This is a genomic window from Streptomyces siamensis (assembly GCF_039543605.1).
Taxonomy (GTDB): domain Bacteria; phylum Actinomycetota; class Actinomycetes; order Streptomycetales; family Streptomycetaceae; genus Streptomyces; species Streptomyces siamensis.
The window spans coordinates 1-17,873 of sequence record NZ_BAABKB010000005.1 but is presented as its reverse complement, the minus strand read 5'-3'; the positions used below and the strand labels follow the sequence as shown (position 1 = coordinate 17,873).

Sequence of the window (17,873 nt, the reverse complement as noted above, 5' to 3'; positions counted from 1 at the left end):
CGACTCACTCGCCCTGCGGGGGCGCCGAGAGCTGTCCTCTTGCGCGGAACTGCGGTAGATACCGTCGCCCACTGCTGGAGGGCGTCACGGCCGCCGTGCGGTCGCGCCAGCTCTGCGTCAGGCAGAGGTGGTTCGATCTAGGTGTGCCTTCATCCTACAGGGGCCAAAGGGGCCGGGCCTGTGAAAATGAGCACCACGGCGGCGTCCGCCTGTGAATGCCTCTCGCCCCTCAATGGCCTGTTTGCCGGTGCGTTCCCGGGCCGTCGGTGCCCAGCCAGCCGGCCAGCTTGCCGCCGTGTCCCACGGCGCGCAGCCGCTTCTCGGCGGCGTCCCGGACCTGGTCGGTGGCGACGACCAGCAGTTCGTCGCCGCGCCGCAGCACGGTCGTGGGCAGCGGGACGAACGAGGTCTCGTCGCGCACGACGAGGGTCACGGCGGAGCCCGCGGGCAGCCGGAGCTCGGCCACCTCCACACCGTGCATGCGCGAGCCCTCGGGGATCGCGACGGACAGCAGGTGGCCGCGCAGCCGCTCCAGGGGTGCCGACTCGATGCCGAGGTCGGCGGCGCCCGTGGGCTCGCCCAGGTGCAGCTTGCGCGCCAGCCACGGCAGGGTGGGCCCCTGGACGAGGGTGTAGGCGACGACCAGGACGAAGACGATGTTGAAGATCCGGCGGCTGCCCTCGATGCCGCTCACCATCGGGATGGTCGCGAGGATGATGGGCACGGCGCCGCGCAGTCCGGCCCAGGACATCAGCGCCTGCTCCTGCCACGGGATGCGGAAGGGCAGCAGGCCGGTCACGACGCTGAGGGGCCGGGCCACCACGGTGAGGACCAGGCCGATGATCAGCGCGGGCACGATGTCGTCGCCCATGTCGTGCGGGGTGACGAGCAGGCCGAGCAGCACGAACATCCCGATCTGGGCGATCCAGCCGAGGCCCTCCGCGAAGCCGCGGGTGGCGGGCCAGTGCGGCAGCTTGGCGTTGCCCAGGAACATCGCGGCGAGGTAGACGGCGAGGAAGCCGCTGCCGTGGGTGAGCGCGCCGGCGGCGTAGGCGACGACGGCGATGGCCATCACGGCGATCGGGTAGAGGCCGGAGGCGGGCAGCGCCACGTGCCGCAGTCCGTACGAGCCGAGCCAGCCCACCGCGATGCCGACGGCCGCGCCGATGGCCAGCTCCAGCGTGATCTCGCCCAGCAGCTCGTACCAGTGCTCCACCGGGCCCGCCGCGCAGAACGCGACGACGAGGATGACGACGGGGGCGTCGTTGAATCCCGACTCGGCCTCCAGGACGCCCGTCACGCGCGCGGGGAGCGGGATCTTCCGCAGTACGGAGAAGACCGCCGCCGCGTCCGTCGAGGACACCACCGCTCCGATGATGAGCGCCTGCCGCCACTCCAGGCCGATCAGGTAGTGGGCCGCCGAGGCCGTGACGGAGACGCTCACCGCGATACCCACCAGCGCCAGCGAGGAGGCGGCCGGGAGGGCCGGCCTGATCTCTTTCCACTTCGTGCCCAGGCCGCCCTCGGCGAGGATCACGACCAGTGCCGCGTATCCGATGACCTGGGTCAGTGCGGCGTTGTTGAACTGGACGTCTCCGATCCCGTCCTGGCCGATCGCGACGCCGATGCCCAGGTACACGAGCAGCGTGGGGAGCCCGCTGCGTGAGGAGATCCGGACGGCCACGACCGCGAAGAGCAGGACGAGCGAGCACACGAGCAGGAGCTGGTTGAGGTGGTGGACAGTCAGCGGCCGTTCCTTTCTCGCCAATCCGGTCCCGCCGCGGCGGGCACGCGGATCCGAGCACTGGAATCCGGTACTTCAGTGCAAGTACTTCGTTACCTTACCTAACTCTTGACGTTTTCTTGACGCTTCCTGGGACAAGATCGAACGTCTGTGCTCCCGGCTACCCGACTCCGCGTCAAGGCGCTCTTGGCCCTGCGCCTATGGTTGCTCCAGCACTCCAGGACCGCCTGCCGCTCGCGTTAGGACAGCAAGGACAGCGATGCCCCCCAACACCACCGCCTCTTCCGGCACGAAGCCCGGCAAGTCCGGCAGGAAGAAGGGGCGCAAAGCCCGTCTGTTCTTGATTGTCCTGGTGCTCGCCGTCATAGCAGGCGTCGCCTTCGGCGCGTACTGGAGCATCAGCACCGTGCGCGCGTCCTTCCCGCAGACGAAGGGCAGCATCCGGCTCGACGGGCTGTCGGGCCCGGTCGACGTCAAGCGTGACAACTACGGAATCCCGCAGATCTACGCCTCCTCCGACGAGGACCTGTTCATGGCGCAGGGCTTCGTGCAGGCGCAGGACCGGTTCTACGAGATGGACGTGCGCCGGCACATGACCTCGGGCCGGCTGTCCGAGATGTTCGGCAAGGGCCAGGTCGACAACGACGAGTTCCTGCGGACCCTGGGCTGGGACCGGATCGCGAAGCAGGAGTACGACACCAAGCTGTCGGCGTCCACGAAGAAGTACCTCCAGGCATACGCCAAGGGAGTCAACGCCTACCTGAAGGGCAAGGACGGCAAGGACATCTCCCTGGAGTACGCGGCCCTCGGCTTCACCAACGACTACAGGCCCCAGGAGTGGACCCCGGTCGACTCGGTGGCCTGGCTCAAGGCGATGGCCTGGGACCTGCGCGGCAACATGCAGGACGAGATCGACCGCTCGCTGATGACGAGCCGGCTCGGCCCGAAGCAGATCGCGGACCTGTACCCCGACTACCCGTACAGCCGGAACAAGGCGATCGTGCAGGAGGGCCGCTACGACGACGTCACGGGGTCGTACGTCCAGGGCGACACCACCTCGACGACCACCGCGGGCACCGGCCTCACGGGCGGCGCCACCGCCCCCTCCGGCTTCCAGAGCCAGCTCTCGGGGCTCTACGACGTCCTCGACGACGTGCCCACGGCCGTCGGTGTGAACGGCAACGGCATCGGTTCCAACTCCTGGGTCGTCTCCGGCAAGCACACGATCACCGGCAAGCCGCTGCTGGCCAACGACCCGCACCTGTCGGCCTCGCTGCCGTCGGTCTGGTACCAGATGGGCCTGCACTGCACCAGCCTCTCCGACAAGTGCCAGTACGACGTCTCGGGCTACACCTTCGCGGGCATGCCCGGCGTGGTCATCGGCCACAACAAGGACATCGCCTGGGGCATGACCAACTCCGGGGTCGACGTCACCGACCTCTACCTGGAGAAGCTCACCGGCGACGGCTACCAGTACGACGGCAAGGTGCTGCCCTTCAAGTCCCGCAAGGAGACGATCAAGGTCGCGGGCGGCGCCTCCAAGAAGATCGTCGTCCGGGAGACCAACAACGGGCCGCTGCTGTCCGACCGTGACGACGAGCTCGTCAAGGTCGGCAGGAAGGCCACCGTCGACACCGCGGCACCCGACCGCGGCGACGGCTACGGCATCGCGCTGCGCTGGACCGCGCTGGACCCCGGCACCTCCATGGACGCCGTCTTCCGGATGGACAAGGCGTCCGACTGGGCGGAGTTCCGCAAGGCGTCCACGTACTTCGACGTGCCGTCCCAGAACCTGGTCTACGCCGACACCAAGGGCCACATCGGCTACCAGCTGCCGGGCCGCATCCCGATCCGCGGCGAGGGCGACGGCTCGCTCCCGTCGCCGGGCTGGACCTCCAAGTACAAGTGGACCGGCTACATCAAGCAGGCCGAGCTGCCCTACGAGTACGACCCGGACCGCGGCTACATCGTGACCGCCAACCAGGCGGTCGTCGACAAGGACAAGTACCCCTACACGCTCACCACGGACTGGGGCTACGGCACGCGCAGCCAGCGGATCGCCGACCTGATCGAGTCGAAGATCAAGGGCGGCGGCAAGATCTCGACCGACGACATGCGCCAGATGCAGCTCGACAACAGCAGCGAGATCGCCAAGCTGCTCGTGCCCAAGCTGCTCAAGATCGACGTCGACGACCCGGACGTCCGCCAGGCGCAGAAGCTGCTGGAGGGCTGGGACTACACCCAGGACGCCGACTCCGCCGCGGCCGCGTACTTCAACGCGACCTGGCGCAACATCCTCAAGCTCGCCTTCGGCAACAAGCTGCCCAAGGAACTGCGCGTCAAGGGCCAGTGCCTGTGGGTCGACCCGGTCGACACGACGGGCCCCGCGGACGAGGACCGGTCGGTGCGCGAGTGCGGCCAGCGCGATGCCGACCAGGCGCAGCCGGACGGCGGCGACCGCTGGTTCGAGGTGGTCCGCAAGATCATCGACGACGAGGGCAACGACTGGTGGCAGTCGCCCAAGACGCGCACCGACCGGGCGACCGGCACCCGTGACGAGCTGTTCGGGCGGGCCATGAAGGACGCCCGCTGGGAGCTGACCGCCAAGCTCGGCAAGGACATCGACACCTGGAGCTGGGGCCGGCTGCACCGCCTGTTCCTGAAGAACCAGACGATGGGCACCGAGGGCCCGGCCTTCCTGAAGTACATGCTCAACCGCGGGCCCTGGAAGCTCAGCGGCGGCGAGGCGACGGTCAACGCCACCGGCTGGAACGCGGCGGGCGGCTACAGCGTGGTCTGGGTGCCGTCGATGCGGATGGTGGTGAACCTCGGGGACCTCGACAAGTCCAAGTGGATCAACCTCTCCGGAGCCTCCGGACACGCCTACAACGCCCACTACACCGACCAGACGGACAAGTGGGCCAAGGGCGAGCTGCTGCCGTGGGCCTTCTCGAAGCAGGCGGTCGACGACAGGACGAGCGACACCCTGGTCCTGAAGCCGTGACGCGCTGACGGAGCGGCGCGGGCATCGCCCGCGGTCCGCGCTCCGGCCGAGGTGGCCCTCCACGCACGCGTGGGGGGCCGCTTCCGTCCGCGGGCCGGACGGGCGCGGACGCGCTCGCGCGGGGGTCCCGCGGGTGCGGGGCCGGCTCCGGTCGCGCGGGCCACGCGCGCGTGGAGCTCCCTCGCGTGACCCGGGGGGCCCGTCAGCGGAAGCGGCGCACGCCCGAGGGGGTCACCACGGCGTGGACGGGCCGGTCGTGCGCCTCCGCCGGCACCCGCTCGACGACCTCGGTGTCGTACAGCAGCACCACGAGCGCCGGATCGGCCCCCGCGCGCTCCAGGCGGGCCAGCACGCGGTCGTAGGAGCCGCCGCCCCGCCCGAGGCGCATGCCGCGCGCGTCGACGGCGAGGCCGGGCAGCAGGACGACGTCCGCGTCCCGGACGGCCTCCGGCCCCAGCCGGTCGCCGGCGGGCTCCAAGAGGGCCATCTTCCCGCCGTGTTGGACGCGCACCAGCGATTCCTCCCCGGCGTACGCACCCCAGTCCAGGTCGTTGTCCGCCATCAGGACCGGCAGCAACACGCGCACCCCGCGCGCGAGGAGCGCGTCCAGGAGCGCGCGGGTGCCGGGCTCGCTCCCCACTGAGACGTACGCCGCCACCGTGCTCGCGTGCGCCAGTTCGGGCAGCTCCAGTGCGCGGAGGGCGAGTTTCTCGGCCGTTTTCCGCACGTCACCGGCCGTCAACCCGCTTCTCACCGCGAGGAGGCCTCGCCGCAACATTCGCTTGTCAGGCTCCGGTTCAGGTCCGAGCTGGCTCACAGGTGGTTCCCGTATCCTTTCTAATGCGCTCATATGAGAGCGAATTAACCGGAGCCACATGTTCCGCACATAGCCACCGGTTATGGTTGCGGGCATGACTCAGTCGCACCCCAGGATCAGCAAGGCTGTCATCCCCGCAGCCGGCCTCGGTACCCGGTTCCTGCCGGCCACCAAAGCCACTCCCAAGGAGATGCTGCCGGTCGTCGACAAGCCGGCGATCCAGTACGTGGTGGAAGAGGCCGTGTCGGCGGGTCTCGACGACGTCCTGATGATCACCGGGCGGAACAAGCGCCCCCTCGAGGACCACTTCGACCGCAACTACGAGCTCGAGTCGGCCCTCCAGAAGAAGGGCGACGCCGACCGGCTCGCCAAGGTCCAGGAGTCCAGCGACCTGGCCACCATGCACTACGTCCGCCAGGGCGACCCCAAGGGCCTCGGCCACGCCGTCCTGTGCGCGGCGCCGCACGTGGGCCACGAACCCTTCGCCGTCCTCCTCGGCGACGACCTGATCGACCCGCGCGACCCCTTGCTCGCGCGCATGGTCGAGGTGCAGGAACAGCGCGGCGGCAGCGTCATCGCGCTCATGGAGGTCGCGCCCGAGCAGATCCACCTCTACGGATGCGCCGCCGTCGAGGCCACCGAGGAGGGCGACCTGGTCAAGGTGACGGGCCTGGTCGAGAAGCCCGACGCGGCGGACGCCCCCAGCAACTACGCGATCATCGGCCGCTACGTCCTGGACCCCCACATCTTCGACATACTCCGCAAGACGGAGCCGGGGCGCGGCGGCGAGATCCAGCTCACCGACGCCCTCCAGCAGCTCGCAGCGGACGAGAAGGTGGGCGGCCCCGTGCACGGCGTGGTCTTCAAGGGACGCCGCTATGACACCGGCGATCGTGGCGACTACCTGCGTGCCATTGTCAGACTCGCGTGCGAACGTGAAGACCTGGGCCCGGACTTCCGGGCCTGGCTTCGCAGTTACGTAGCCGAGGAGATGTAGGGATTTGAGCAGCGCCGCGACCCGCGCCACCGGCCAGGACCACCTGTGGTCGGTGACCGAGCACCTGGAGGACATCCTCACGACCGTCCGCCCCCTCGAACCCATCGAGCTTCAACTCCTCGACGCCCAGGGCTGCGTCCTGGTCGAGGACGTCACGGTGCCGGTCTCCCTGCCGCCGTTCGACAACAGCTCGATGGACGGGTACGCGGTCCGGGTCGCCGATGTCGCGGGCGCGAGCGAGGAGTACCCGGCGGTCCTCACCGTCGTCGGCGATGTCGCCGCCGGCCAGGCCGAGCAGCCGCACGTGGGCCCCGGGCAGGCCGCCCGGATCATGACCGGCGCACCGCTGCCGCCCGGTGCCGAGGCCGTCGTGCCCGTCGAGTGGACGGACGGAGGCCTGGGCGAGGGCCCGGTCTCCGGGATGCGCGCCCACAGCGCGGCCCCCGAGGGAGCCTCCGGCCAGGTGCACGTCCACCGTCCGGCCGAGGCCCGCGCGCACGTGCGCGCGAAGGGCAGCGACGTGAAGGCCGGGGACCGCGCCCTCGAAGCCGGCACGATCCTCGGCCCGCCGCAGATCGGCCTGCTCGCCGCGATCGGCCGCGGCACCGTGCGGGTGCGCCCGCGCCCGCGCGTCGTGGTGCTGTCCACCGGCAGCGAACTGGTCCAGCCCGACGAGGTGTTGGGATCCGGCCAGATCTACGACTCCAACAGCTTCGCCCTCTGCGCCGCAGCCCGCGACGCCGGCGCCATCTCCTACCGGGTGGGTGCGGTCGCGGACGATGCCGAGACGCTCCGCGCCACCATCGAGGACCAGCTCATCCGCGCGGACCTGGTGGTGACCACCGGCGGCGTGAGCGTCGGCGCGTACGACGTCGTCAAGGAGGCCCTGTCCTCCGTGGGCGACGAGGACGAGGCGGGCGGCGGCGTCGAGTTCCGCAAGCTCGCCATGCAGCCCGGCAAGCCCCAGGGATTCGGCTCGATCGGCCCGGACCACACCCCGCTGCTGGCGCTCCCGGGCAACCCGGTGTCGTCGTACGTCTCCTTCGAGCTGTTCGTGCGCCCCGCCATCCGCACGCTGATGGGCCTCGAGGACGTCCACCGGCCCACCACCACCGCGACGCTGAGCGCGGACAAGGCGCTGACCTCGCCCGCGGGCCGCCGGCAGTTCCTGCGCGGCACGTACGCGGACGGCGAGGTGAAGCCCGTCGGAGGCGCCGGATCCCACCTGATCGCGGCCCTCGCGCACGCCGACGCACTGATCGTCGTCCCCGAGGACGACACCTCGGTCGAGCCCGGCGCCGAGGTGGAGGTCGTCCTGCTCGGCTGAGCCTGCGGGCCCCGGAGCCCGTCCCGCGATCCGGCGGAGCGGGCGGTTCCTCAGGGGGGCGTGGGCGGAGGCGGACGGGCGGTAACGTGTCGCGCACAACAGGCCCACGCGCCGCACCGCGACAGGCCCGGACCGGGAGCGCCCACGCACATGAGTACGCAGGACCGACTGACGCACATCGACGAGGCGGGCGCCGCCCGCATGGTCGACGTATCCGGGAAGGACGTGACCGCGCGCACCGCCCGCGCCAGCGGCCGCGTCCTGGTCTCGCCGAGGGTGGTCGAGCTGCTGCGCGGCGAGGGGGTCCCCAAGGGCGACGCCCTCGCCACCGCGCGCATCGCGGGGATCATGGGAGCCAAGCGCACCCCGGACCTGATCCCGCTGTGCCACCCGTTGTCGGTGTCGGGTGTGAGAATTGATCTGTCGGTCGCGGACGACGCCGTCGAGATCCTCGCCACCGTGAAGACGACCGACCGCACGGGCGTCGAGATGGAGGCGCTCACAGCGGTCAGCGTGGCGGCCCTCACCGTGATCGACATGGTCAAGGCTGTCGACAAGGGGGCGGTCATCACGGACGTACGCGTCGAGGAGAAGACGGGCGGAAAGTCCGGCGACTGGAGCCGTTCATGACCGGCGGCCCCTCCCTGGGCGGCGCTCTCGCGGCGCCGTACAGCGCCCTCGTCGTCACGGCCTCCAACCGCGCCGCCGCCGGGGTCTACGAGGACAAGGGCGGCCCCCTGATCGCGGAGGGCCTGACCGCGTTCGGCTTCGCCGTGGACGGTCCGCAGGTCGTGCCCGACGGCGACCCGGTGGAAGCCGCGCTGCGGGCGGGCGTCGAGGCCGGGTACGACGTCATCGTGACCACCGGCGGGACGGGTGTCTCACCGACCGACCGCACCCCCGAGGCGACGCTCGAGGTGCTCGACCGCGAGATCCCGGGCATCGCCGAGGCCATCAGGGCGTACGGAAGGGAGAAGGTCCCGACCGCGGTCCTGTCCCGGGGGCTCGCCGGCGTCGCCGGCGGCACGCTGATCGTCAACCTGCCGGGCTCCACCGGCGGGGTGCGGGACGGCCTCGCCGTCCTGGAACCCTTGGTGGTCCACGCCGTCGACCAGATCCGCGGCGGCGACCACCCCAGAGCGAGTGGCAGTGGGGGTGCGAGCTGAACAGCCCATCCTGGCCGGTCGAGCTGGTGGACGGCGACGTCGTCCTCCGGCCGATAAAGCTGCGCGACCAGCGGGCCTGGCGCGAGGTGAACCGGCGCAACCGGGACTGGCTGCGGCCCTGGGAGGCGACGATCCCGCCGCCCACACCCAGCGGACCCATCGCCCACCGGCCGACGTACCGTCAGATGGTCCGGCATCTGCGCGCCGAGGCCAACGCGGGCCGGATGCTGCCCTTCGTGATCGAGTACCAGGGGCGTCTGGTCGGCCAGCTGACTGTCGCGGGGATCACCTGGGGTTCCATGTGCTCGGGGCACATCGGCTACTGGGTGGACCAGTCGGTGGCGGGCCGCGGAGTGATGCCGACGGCCGTGGCGCTGGTGACCGACCACTGCTTCCGCACGGTCGGACTGCACCGCATCGAAGTCTGCATTCGCCCGGAGAACGGCCCCAGCCGCCGGGTCGTGGAAAAGCTCGGATTCCGCGAGGAAGGGCTGCGTCCGCGATATCTCCACATCGACGGGGCCTGGCGCGACCATCTCGTCTTCGCACTGACCGCCGAAGAGGTGCCCGAGGGACTCCTCGGCCGCTGGCGTCGCGCGCGCTCGGCGCAGAACCGTTCGGAGCAGGTGGGATCGGATCAGACGGGACCGCAGAAACCGAGTGGGCCACGGAACGCCGGACAAGGCCGGGAAATGAAATAGGTGTTCGAAATTGATCGCCGGGTGATCGGCTCGGAGCATTAAATTCGCGCTCCCAGGCGAGCTGCTGATCGCATGGGTCACAAAAAAAGCTCGAAATATCAGCCAGATCGTGCGACACACCGGCCCAATTGGCAGATGGCCTCATGCAAACCCCTCTACCGTGTGAGGCGTGAGCAGCAGCGGCCTCATCTACGCAGTCATCGTCGGGGCCTGGGCCGCCTACTTGGTGCCGATGTGGCTCCGTAGGCAGGACGAGCTGAACGAAGCCCGTCCGACGGAACGCTTCAGCACCGCCATCCGGCTGCTGTCCGGACGGGCGGGTATGGAGCGCCGGTACGCCAAGGACCTGCGCGCACGCTCCGCCGACCAGGGGGAGCCCAGCGCCGACCCGGGCGACGCCACCGATTCGGTGGACGTCCGGGCCTTCGTCGCGCCTCCGTCCCGGACACAGGCGCATGCCGAGAACCGGCCGCAGGTGCAGGAGCGGGTCCAGTCGCAGGCGCCGGCCCAGGCGGAGCAGAAGCCCGCAGCGCGGCCCGCCGCCAGACCGGGCGGCGCCGCACAGGAGGCGCCGGGCGCCACCAGACCCGTCCCCAAGCAGCCGGGCAAGCCCGCACCCCAGTCCGCCCAGCCGTCCGCGGCCGGGCGGGCACCCGGGGCGCGCCGCGGGCCGTCGGCGGAGGCCGCAGCACGGGCCAGGCGCACGAAGGTGCTCGCGCGCCGCAGGCGTACGACGGTGCTGCTCTTCCTCGCCTTCACGCTCGGCGCGATCGTCGCGGCCGTGGGCGGCCTCGCCTTCCTGTGGGCGCCGGGCGTACCGGCCATGCTGCTGAGCGGGTACATCGTGTACCTGCGGGCCCAGGAGCGACGACGCTTCACCTACACCATGGACCGGCGCCGGGCCGAGGCCGCGGCGCAGCGGCTCAGGGAACGGCAGCCGCGCCGCCGGCCCACGCTCGACGAAGGTGTCGACGAGCCGGAGGAGGGACCAGTGACGGACACCGACACCGGTCTCTCCGCCCTCGCGGCCGACCGCCGCGCGCTCGTCGAGCAGACCGACCACGCCGAGTGGGTCGACCAGCAGCGAGAGCGCCAGCGCGGTCCGGGGCAGGGCGACAGCTGGGACCCGGTGCCGGTTCCGCTGCCGACCTACGTGACCGCGCCCGTCGCCCCGCGGGCCACGTCCAGCGTCGACCTGGGGGCCCCGGACGCGTGGAGTTCCGCGCGCTCCAGCGCCGCGGAACCGGCCGTGCCCGAGACCGCCCCCGTGGCGGAGGAGACCCCCGACGGCACGGAGGGCGCCGACGACGGCCGCAGCGACGCGCGGCGCGCCGCGTCCGCCCGGCGCGCCCGTGAGCGCGGCCGCACCCCGCTCTTCGACCAGTACGAGGACGGGGAACGGCCGCGCGCGGCCAACGAGTGACGGGTGGGACGGGAGCTGCCCGGGAGTCCTCGGCTGACCTGCCAGGAACGGATTTCCAAGCACCTCGATGGGGATGCTAGAGTTTCACTCGTTGCAAGGGCCTGTGGCGCAGTCCGGTAGCGCACCTCGTTCGCATCGAGGGGGCCAGGGGTTCAAATCCCCTCAGGTCCACTGCAATCACTGTTTCCGAGCTTTGCTCGGGGCAGTTGACTGGATCCCGTCCGATCTCATGATCGGGCGGGATCTTTGCGTTGCGCTCGGGACGGCAGCCCTGATGGCCGGTCAGAAGACCGGCCCGAGGGGGGCGGCGGCGGTGCCGGCCGCGGGGCTAGAGCGCCTTGGCGTAGCAGAGGCTCAGCTCGTGGAAGCGGTAGTAGCCGAACTTCACGCAGGGCTCGTAACCGCTCGACCGGTACAGGGCGACCGCCTCGGGCTGCTTGGAGCCGGTCTCCAGGACCATGCGGGCGCGGCCCGCCGCGCGGGCGTCGTCCTCCAGCGCGGCCAGCATCCGGCGGGCGAGGCCGAGGCCGCGCGCCTCGGGGATCACATACATCCGCTTGAGCTCGGCGTCGCCGTCGGAGTACCCCTCGTCGTTCTCCTCCTGGGTGCGCCAGCCGCCCGTGGCCACCGGACGGTCCTGTTCGTCGTACGCGATGAGATAGAGCCCCAGCGGCGGGGCGAACATCGCCGAGTCGAGCGGTGTGGCATCGCCGTCGTCGCCGTAGCGCTCGGCGTATTCGGCCTGCACCTGGTCGTTGAGCTTGACGGCGTCGGGGTGGTCGAAGGGAACGGACCGGATATTCATACAGGCAATCGTACTCCTATGCATAGGGTCAGGGCTACGGATTAAGTATCGTGCCCGAGTGCTGACTGTGACCTCTGTGAATGTGAACGGGCTCCGGGCCGCCGCGAAGAAGGGCTTCGTGGAGTGGCTCGCGGAGACCTCCGCCGACGTGCTCTGCCTCCAGGAGGTGCGGGCCGAGCCGGGGCAGCTCCCCGAGGAGGTGCGGGCGCCCGACGGGTGGCACGTCGTGCACGCTCCCGCCGCCGCGAAGGGGCGGGCAGGTGTGTCCCTCTACACACGCCGTGAGCCCGACAGCGTCCGGATCGGCTTCGGGTCCGAGGAGTTCGACGCTGCCGGGCGCTACGTCGAGGCGGACCTGCCCGGCGTGACCGTGGCCAGCCTCTATCTGCCCTCCGGCGAGGTCGGTACCGAGCGGCAGGACGAGAAGGTCCGCTTCATGGAGGCGTTCCTCGCCCATCTGAAGGTGCTCAGGGAGCGGGCCGCCGCCGACGGGCGCGAGGTCGTCGTCTGCGGTGACTGGAACATCGCCCACCAGGAGGCCGACCTCAAGAACTGGCGGGGCAACAAGAAGAACTCCGGCTTCCTGCCCGAGGAGCGGGCCTGGATGGGGCAGGTCCTCGACGCGGGCGACGGCGGCTACGTCGACGTCGTGCGCGCCCTGCACCCCGACGCCGAGGGACCCTACTCGTGGTGGTCGTACCGCGGCCGGGCCTTCGACAACGACACCGGCTGGCGCATCGACTACCAGGTCGCCACGCCGGGCCTCGCCGGCAAGGCCCTCAAGGGATACGTGGAGCGGGCGGCGACCCACGCGGAGCGGTGGTCCGACCACGCGCCGGTCACCGTCGTCTACGACCACTAGGCGGTCGCCCCGGGCGCGGCGGGGCGCCATACCCCTCCGGTCCGTGCCCGCCGCGGCCTGAGCGGCTAGGCGTCCCGGTCGTCCCCGTGCGCGCGCAGGCGTCGGTCCAGTGCCATCGACAGCTCCGCCTCCACCACGCTCTTCGCGAGCGGACGCAGGCGCTGGAGGTCCTCCGTGGAACGGTCCTGGGTGAGGACGAGGCCGGTGAAGAGTTCGGCGAGCGCGTCGGCGTGGTCGCGTACGCGGCGGGCCGCGCCCAGTACGTCCGCGAGCGGGATGCCCTCGCGGACCAGGGCCGCGGAGACGTCGAGCAGGCGGCGGCTGATGTGTACGATCTCGCCCCCGTCGGTGCCGAGGTAGCCGAGGTCGAGGGCGGCGGCGAGATTCTCCGGGGTCGCCTGGCCCGCGAAGACGTCGGCCAGCGCCTCGGGGGAGAGGCGGACCGGGGTCTCCTCGGTGGGCTCGCCCAGGCCGAGCAGCTCGCCCACGTCACGGCCGTGGTCGAAGGCCTCGGCCAGCTCGGCGATGCCGTTGAGGGTGTGGCCGCGCTCCAGCAGTGCCGAGATCGTGCGCAGCCGGGCCAGGTGGGTGTCGTCGTACCAGGCGATGCGGCCCTCGCGGCGGGGCGGCGGTATGAGCTTGCGCTCCCGGTAGAAACGCAGGGTGCGCACGGTGATGCCGGCCTCCTTGGCCAGCTCCTCCATCCGGTACTCGCGCCTGCCGGGGCCGGTCGTTCCCGGTGCGCGTGGGCCGGTGCCCGCTTCGGGGGCCGATGCCGCGCCGGGGCCCCGCGTCACGCCGCCGGACCGTCCCGCCGTGCCGGCTTCCGGCCCTCGGCGGGCCGCCGTGCCGGACCGGTCCGCCGTGCCGGTGTCCGGACGGTCCGGCGCCGGCGAGCCGTGCTTCCGTGCCGGGTCGTCACGTCGCGTCCGCGCCCTCACGCCCCGCTCGCGCGCCCCGGCGCCCCGCTTTCCTGATCCCTCGGCCACCTCCGCACCCTACGTCGTACCCCCGGTAACTTTCCCGGTCGCGACCCCTACCCATCAGTACGCCGCTGCTCTACTCTCCCCATTGCGCCAGTGTTCACTGGCAGAGTCGTGCGGACCAGGGAGGCGTCGGGATGACCGAGCACGAGCATGTACGGGTGGCGGTGATCGGGTCCGGCTTCGGCGGGCTGGGGGCCGCGGTGCGGCTGCGCCGCGAGGGGATCACCGACTTCGTCGTCCTGGAGCGGGCCGGCAGCGTGGGCGGCACCTGGCGCGACAACAGCTACCCCGGCTGCGCCTGCGACGTGCCCTCCCACCTGTACTCGTTCTCGTTCGCACCCAACCCCGAGTGGCCGCGCACCTTCTCCGGTCAGGAGCACATCCGGGCGTACCTGGAGCACGTGGCGGACGTCTTCCGGCTCCGGCCCCACCTGCGCTTCGACTCCGAGGTCAAGATGATGACCTGGGACGCCGAGAAGCTGCACTGGGCCATCGAGACCAGCAGCGGCCGGCTCACGGCCGACATCGTCGTGTCCGCCACCGGGCCGCTCTCCGACCCCAAGGTCCCGGACATCCCGGGGATCGACACCTTCCCCGGCAAGGTCTTCCACTCGGCCCGCTGGGACCACGACTACGACCTGCGCGGCAAGCGCGTCGCCATGGTCGGCACCGGCGCCTCCGCCATCCAGATCGTGCCGTCCATCCAGCCCGACGTGGAGCGGCTGACGCTCTTCCAGCGCACCCCGCCGTGGGTGATGCCGCGCGTGGACCGGGCCATCAGCGGGGCCGAGCGGTGGCTGCACCGGCAGCTGCCGTTCACCACCCAGGCCCGGCGCGGACTCCTGTGGGGCATCAGGGAGTTGCAGGTCCAGGCGTTCACCAAGCGGCCCGACGAGCTCGGCCTGGTGGAGCGGCTGGCCAAGCGGAACATCGCGCGCGCCGTGAAGGACCCGGCGCTGCGCGCGAAGCTGACCCCCGACTACCGGATCGGCTGCAAGCGGATCCTGCTCTCCAACACCTACTACCCCGCGCTCACCCGGCCGAATGTCGACGTGGTGGCCTCCGGGCTGGCCGAGATCGACGGCTCGACCCTCGTTGCCGCCGACGGCAGCAGGGCCGAGGTCGACGCGATCGTCTTCGGCACCGGCTTCCACGTCACCGACATGCCGATCGCCGAACGGGTCGTCGGCGCGGAGGGCCGGACGCTCGCCGAGACCTGGAGCACCGGGATGAAGTCGCTGCGCGGCGCCACCGCGGCCGGATTCCCCAACTGGATGACGATCATCGGGCCCAACACCGGTCTCGGGAACTCGTCCATGATCCTGATGATCGAGTCCCAGCTGAACTACATGGCCGACTTCGTACGGCAGTTGGACGTCCTCGGGGGCCGCGCCGCCCTCGACGCGCGCCCCGCCGCGGTGGACGCCTGGAACGACCGGGTCCAGGAACGCATGAAGCGCACGGTGTGGAACACCGGCGGCTGCACCAGCTGGTACCTCGACGCCAATGGCGTCAACACCACCATCTGGCCCGGTACGACGAGCGAGTTCCGCAGCGCCACGCGCCGCGTCGACCTCGGGGAGTACGAGGTGCTGCGCGCGCCCGAGCCCCGGGACGCGGGCGAGCCGCGCCGCAAGGGCGCCCGCAGGAACAAGGTGGAGGCAGGGGCATGAGCCGACTGACGCACGTGGTGCACGGGGCGTACGCGCCTCCCGCGCCGGCCCGGGAACTGACCGTCGTCTCCGCCGACGGCGCGCGCCTGCACGTCGAGGTGCACGGACCCGAGGACGCGCCCACCGTCGTCCTCGCGCACGGATGGACCTGCTCCACCGCCTTCTGGGCGGCGCAGATCCGTGACCTCGCGGCCGACCACCGGGTCGTCGCCTACGACCAGCGCGGGCACGGACGCAGTCCCGCGAGCGCCGCGTGCAGCACCGAAGCGCTCGCCGACGACCTGGAGGCGGTGCTGGCCGCCACCCTCGCACCGGGCCAGAAGGCCGTCCTGGCGGGACACTCCATGGGCGGTATGACGCTCATGGCGGCCTCGGCCAGGCCGCGCTTCCGGGAGCACGCCGCGGCGGCCCTGCTGTGCAGCACGGGCAGCTCGCGGCTGGTCGCCGAGGCGCGCGTGGTGCCGATGCGCGCGGGGCGGCTGCGGACCCGCCTCACCCGCTCCGTCCTGGGCTCCCGGGCCCCGCTCGGTCCCGTCACTCCGCTCGCCCGGCGGATCCTCAAGTACGCGACGATGGGGGCCGGTTCGTCGCCCGCCATGGTCGAGGCGTGCGCGCGGATCGTGCACGCCTGCCCGCGCAAGGTGCGGCACGCCTGGTCGGCCGTCCTCGAAGCGCTCGATCTCGACCACGGTGTCAGGGAGTTGCGGGTGCCCACGGCCGTGGTCGCGGGGACGGCGGACCGGCTGACCCCGGTCGTGCACGCGCGCGCCCTCGTGGCGGCGCTGCCGAACTGCGTCGGTGCCACCGAGCTGCCGGGACTCGGGCACATGACACCGGTGGAGGCACCGGAGCTGGTGACCTCCCGCATACGCGAGCTCGTCTCGGCGTACACGGACAGCGCGGGCGGCGCGGCGAAGAGCGCCGCGGACGGCGCGGAGATCAAGGAGGGCGCATGAGCAGCAGGGTGAGCCTGGAAGGACAGGTCGCGGTCGTCACGGGAGCGGCACGGGGCGTCGGTGAACTCCTCGCGCGCAAGCTCTCCGCACGCGGCGCGAAGGTCGCGCTCGTCGGGCTGGAGGCGGACGCGCTCAAGCAGGTCTCGGAGCGACTGCACAGCGAGAGCGACCACTGGTACGCCGACGTCACCGACCACGAGGCGATGGCGCGGGTCGCCGAGGAGGTCAAGCAGCGGTTCGGCAAGGTGGACATCGTCGTCGCGAACGCCGGTGTCGCCAGCGGCGGGCCCTTCGTCGACTCCGACCCCGTCGCCTGGCGGCGGGTGATCGAGGTGAACCTCATCGGATCGGCGGTGACGGCCCGGGCGTTCCTGCCCGTGCTGACGGAGAGCCGGGGCTACCTGCTCCAGATCGCCTCGCTGGCGGCGATCACCCCCGCCCCGATGATGACGGCGTACTGCGCGTCCAAGTCGGGCGTGGAGGCGTACGCGCACAGCCTGCGCGCCGAGGTCGGCTACAAGGGCGTACGCGTCGGCGTCGGGTACCTGTCGTGGACCGACACCGACATGGTGCGCGGCGCCGATCAGGACGAGGTCATGCGCGAACTGCGGCAGCGGCTGCCGTGGCCCTCCAACAAGACCTATCCGCTGGGCCCGGCCGTCGACCGGATCGTCGCCGGGATCGAGCGCCGCTCCAGCCATGTGTACGCGCAGTGGTGGCTGCGTGGCATGCAGGGCATCCGCGGCTGTCTGCCCGGGATCATCGGGGCGGTCGGGCAGCGCGAGATGCGCCGGTTCGAACCCCGGCTGAGCGAGGTCCGCACCGGGTTGGTCGGGGCCGGCGGGGCTGCCGACGAGGAGGAGCGGACACGCAAGTGACCTGCGGCTTCCCCGGGTTGGTCACCATGCGTGACTGATCGAAATGCGTGCGTAGTCGTGCCGTGTCAGTCTGGTCGAGCCCGATCCCCCTCACCCGAAACGGGAGTGAATCTCATGGGCATGCAGGACCAGTTCAAGGAGAAGGCCGAGCAGATGAAGCAGCAGGCGAAGAAGAAGATGGGCGACGCCCGCCAGGAGCCGGGCCAGCGTTCGCCGCAGGGCCACGAGCGTTCGCCTCAGGGTCACGAGCGCTCGCCTCAGGGTCACGAGCGTCCTCAGCAGGGCGGCGAGCGTGCCCAGCAGGGCCGCGAGCGTGGCCAGCAGGGTCGTGACCGCTCCACGCAGGACGCGGAGCGTACCCAGCGTGAGGCGCAGGACCGCTTCGACCAGGACTACGACGCCTAGTCGCTGCGCTCGCTTGAGCCGGGAGTGGGGTGCCCCCTTTGCGGGTGGGCACCCCGCTTCTTTTGTGTGTGCGGGTGGGGCTACGGGGGTGGTTGGTCGGGGGGCGTCGCCTTGTGCGGGTGGGTGAGG

16 protein-coding genes and 1 tRNA gene are annotated in these 17,873 nt (G+C 71.3%); 13 read left to right on the top strand and 4 right to left on the bottom strand.

The genetic code is table 11. The features are described from left to right. Positions 1-229: 229 nt before the first annotated feature. On the bottom strand, positions 230-1,768 hold the full coding sequence (locus ABEB03_RS11885; protein WP_345646058.1) for a potassium/proton antiporter: 1,539 nt from the start codon (positions 1,766-1,768) through the stop codon (positions 230-232). A gap of 235 nt (positions 1,769-2,003) precedes the next feature. On the opposite strand from ABEB03_RS11885, the gene ABEB03_RS11880 reads away from it, so the two are divergent. Continuing rightward, entirely contained in the window at positions 2,004-4,748 is a 2,745-nt protein-coding gene (locus ABEB03_RS11880) for a penicillin acylase family protein (RefSeq protein WP_345646055.1), read from the top strand. Positions 4,749-4,950: 202 nt separating this feature from the next. On the opposite strand, the gene ABEB03_RS11875 is transcribed toward ABEB03_RS11880, so the two are convergent. Continuing rightward, complete coding sequence (locus ABEB03_RS11875; RefSeq protein ID WP_345646053.1) at positions 4,951-5,526, bottom strand: 5-formyltetrahydrofolate cyclo-ligase; 576 nt, start codon at positions 5,524-5,526, stop codon at positions 4,951-4,953. 133 nt (positions 5,527-5,659) lie between these two features. Between ABEB03_RS11875 and galU the strand changes: the two genes are divergently transcribed. The 7 genes from galU (at position 5,660) to ABEB03_RS11840 (ending at position 11,350) form a co-directional block, all read left to right on the top strand. Next, positions 5,660-6,562 carry a UTP--glucose-1-phosphate uridylyltransferase GalU gene (gene galU / locus ABEB03_RS11870; protein WP_095934918.1) on the top strand — a complete coding sequence of 301 codons (903 nt, stop codon included), beginning with the start codon at positions 5,660-5,662 and terminating at the stop codon, positions 6,560-6,562. 4 nt (positions 6,563-6,566) lie between these two features. Then, complete coding sequence (gene glp, locus ABEB03_RS11865) at positions 6,567-7,889, top strand: molybdotransferase-like divisome protein Glp (protein ID WP_345646046.1); 1,323 nt, start codon at positions 6,567-6,569, stop codon at positions 7,887-7,889. Positions 7,890-8,039: 150 nt separating this feature from the next. After that, the gene (gene moaC / locus ABEB03_RS11860) at positions 8,040-8,519 is read left to right on the top strand and encodes a cyclic pyranopterin monophosphate synthase MoaC (RefSeq protein ID WP_028804863.1); all 480 of its coding nucleotides are present in this window, start codon (positions 8,040-8,042) and stop codon (positions 8,517-8,519) included. After that, a complete protein-coding gene (locus tag ABEB03_RS11855) occupies positions 8,516-9,055 on the top strand; it encodes a MogA/MoaB family molybdenum cofactor biosynthesis protein (RefSeq protein ID WP_345646041.1) in 540 nt (179 codons plus the stop codon). The genes moaC and ABEB03_RS11855 overlap by 4 nt, the downstream gene beginning before the upstream one ends. 26 nt (positions 9,056-9,081) lie before the next feature. Next, positions 9,082-9,756 (top strand): GNAT family N-acetyltransferase, encoded by a 675-nt coding sequence (locus tag ABEB03_RS11850; protein WP_345646038.1) that lies wholly within the window; start codon positions 9,082-9,084, stop codon positions 9,754-9,756. A 169-nt stretch (positions 9,757-9,925) separates the two neighbouring features. Continuing rightward, positions 9,926-11,179, top strand: coding sequence for a divisome protein SepX/GlpR (sepX, locus tag ABEB03_RS11845; protein ID WP_345646033.1), 1,254 nt, complete (start codon positions 9,926-9,928; stop codon positions 11,177-11,179). 97 nt (positions 11,180-11,276) lie between these two features. Further along, a tRNA-Ala gene (locus ABEB03_RS11840) sits at positions 11,277-11,350 on the top strand. A 157-nt stretch (positions 11,351-11,507) separates the two neighbouring features. Here ABEB03_RS11840 and ABEB03_RS11835 read toward each other — a convergent pair. Next, positions 11,508-11,984, bottom strand: a complete 477-nt coding sequence (locus ABEB03_RS11835) for a GNAT family N-acetyltransferase (RefSeq protein ID WP_345646030.1) — start codon at positions 11,982-11,984, stop codon at positions 11,508-11,510. Positions 11,985-12,042: 58 nt separating this feature from the next. Between ABEB03_RS11835 and ABEB03_RS11830 the strand changes: the two genes are divergently transcribed. Further along, positions 12,043-12,846 carry an exodeoxyribonuclease III gene (locus tag ABEB03_RS11830; RefSeq protein ID WP_345646027.1) on the top strand — a complete coding sequence of 268 codons (804 nt, stop codon included), beginning with the start codon at positions 12,043-12,045 and terminating at the stop codon, positions 12,844-12,846. 65 nt (positions 12,847-12,911) lie between these two features. Here ABEB03_RS11830 and ABEB03_RS11825 read toward each other — a convergent pair whose 3' ends face one another. After that, a complete protein-coding gene (locus ABEB03_RS11825; RefSeq protein WP_345646990.1) occupies positions 12,912-13,550 on the bottom strand; it encodes a MerR family transcriptional regulator in 639 nt (212 codons plus the stop codon). A gap of 416 nt (positions 13,551-13,966) precedes the next feature. On the opposite strand from ABEB03_RS11825, the gene ABEB03_RS11820 reads away from it, so the two are divergent. The 4 genes from ABEB03_RS11820 to ABEB03_RS11805 all read left to right on the top strand — a co-directional run bounded on the left by ABEB03_RS11820 (position 13,967) and on the right by ABEB03_RS11805 (position 17,744). Further along, the gene (locus ABEB03_RS11820; RefSeq protein ID WP_345646024.1) at positions 13,967-15,505 is read left to right on the top strand and encodes a flavin-containing monooxygenase; all 1,539 of its coding nucleotides are present in this window, start codon (positions 13,967-13,969) and stop codon (positions 15,503-15,505) included. Beyond that, positions 15,502-16,461 carry an alpha/beta fold hydrolase gene (locus ABEB03_RS11815; RefSeq protein WP_345646021.1) on the top strand — a complete coding sequence of 320 codons (960 nt, stop codon included), beginning with the start codon at positions 15,502-15,504 and terminating at the stop codon, positions 16,459-16,461. Before ABEB03_RS11820 ends, ABEB03_RS11815 begins: the two co-directional genes overlap by 4 nt. Then, entirely contained in the window at positions 16,458-17,339 is an 882-nt protein-coding gene (locus tag ABEB03_RS11810; protein ID WP_345646018.1) for an SDR family oxidoreductase, read from the top strand. Before ABEB03_RS11815 ends, ABEB03_RS11810 begins: the two co-directional genes overlap by 4 nt. Before the next feature lie 114 nt (positions 17,340-17,453). Beyond that, the gene (locus ABEB03_RS11805; protein WP_345646015.1) at positions 17,454-17,744 is read left to right on the top strand and encodes a hypothetical protein; all 291 of its coding nucleotides are present in this window, start codon (positions 17,454-17,456) and stop codon (positions 17,742-17,744) included. The last annotated feature ends 129 nt before the right edge of the window (positions 17,745-17,873 follow it).

Excerpts from the sequence above, each read along its gene's own strand:
- ABEB03_RS11880 (WP_345646055.1), top strand. The coding sequence starts at position 2,004 with ATGCCCCCCAACACCACCGCCTCTTCCGGCACGAAGCCCGGCAAGTCC.
- ABEB03_RS11875 (WP_345646053.1), bottom strand. The coding sequence starts at position 5,526 with ATGTTGCGGCGAGGCCTCCTCGCGGTGAGAAGCGGGTTGACGGCCGGT.
- galU (WP_095934918.1), top strand. The coding sequence starts at position 5,660 with ATGACTCAGTCGCACCCCAGGATCAGCAAGGCTGTCATCCCCGCAGCC.
- moaC (WP_028804863.1), top strand. The coding sequence starts at position 8,040 with ATGAGTACGCAGGACCGACTGACGCACATCGACGAGGCGGGCGCCGCC.
- ABEB03_RS11855 (WP_345646041.1), top strand. The coding sequence starts at position 8,516 with ATGACCGGCGGCCCCTCCCTGGGCGGCGCTCTCGCGGCGCCGTACAGC.
- ABEB03_RS11835 (WP_345646030.1), bottom strand. The coding sequence starts at position 11,984 with ATGAATATCCGGTCCGTTCCCTTCGACCACCCCGACGCCGTCAAGCTC.
- ABEB03_RS11825 (WP_345646990.1), bottom strand. The coding sequence starts at position 13,550 with ATGGAGGAGCTGGCCAAGGAGGCCGGCATCACCGTGCGCACCCTGCGT.
- ABEB03_RS11820 (WP_345646024.1), top strand. The coding sequence starts at position 13,967 with ATGACCGAGCACGAGCATGTACGGGTGGCGGTGATCGGGTCCGGCTTC.
- ABEB03_RS11815 (WP_345646021.1), top strand. The coding sequence starts at position 15,502 with ATGAGCCGACTGACGCACGTGGTGCACGGGGCGTACGCGCCTCCCGCG.
- ABEB03_RS11810 (WP_345646018.1), top strand. The coding sequence starts at position 16,458 with ATGAGCAGCAGGGTGAGCCTGGAAGGACAGGTCGCGGTCGTCACGGGA.
- ABEB03_RS11805 (WP_345646015.1), top strand. The coding sequence starts at position 17,454 with ATGGGCATGCAGGACCAGTTCAAGGAGAAGGCCGAGCAGATGAAGCAG.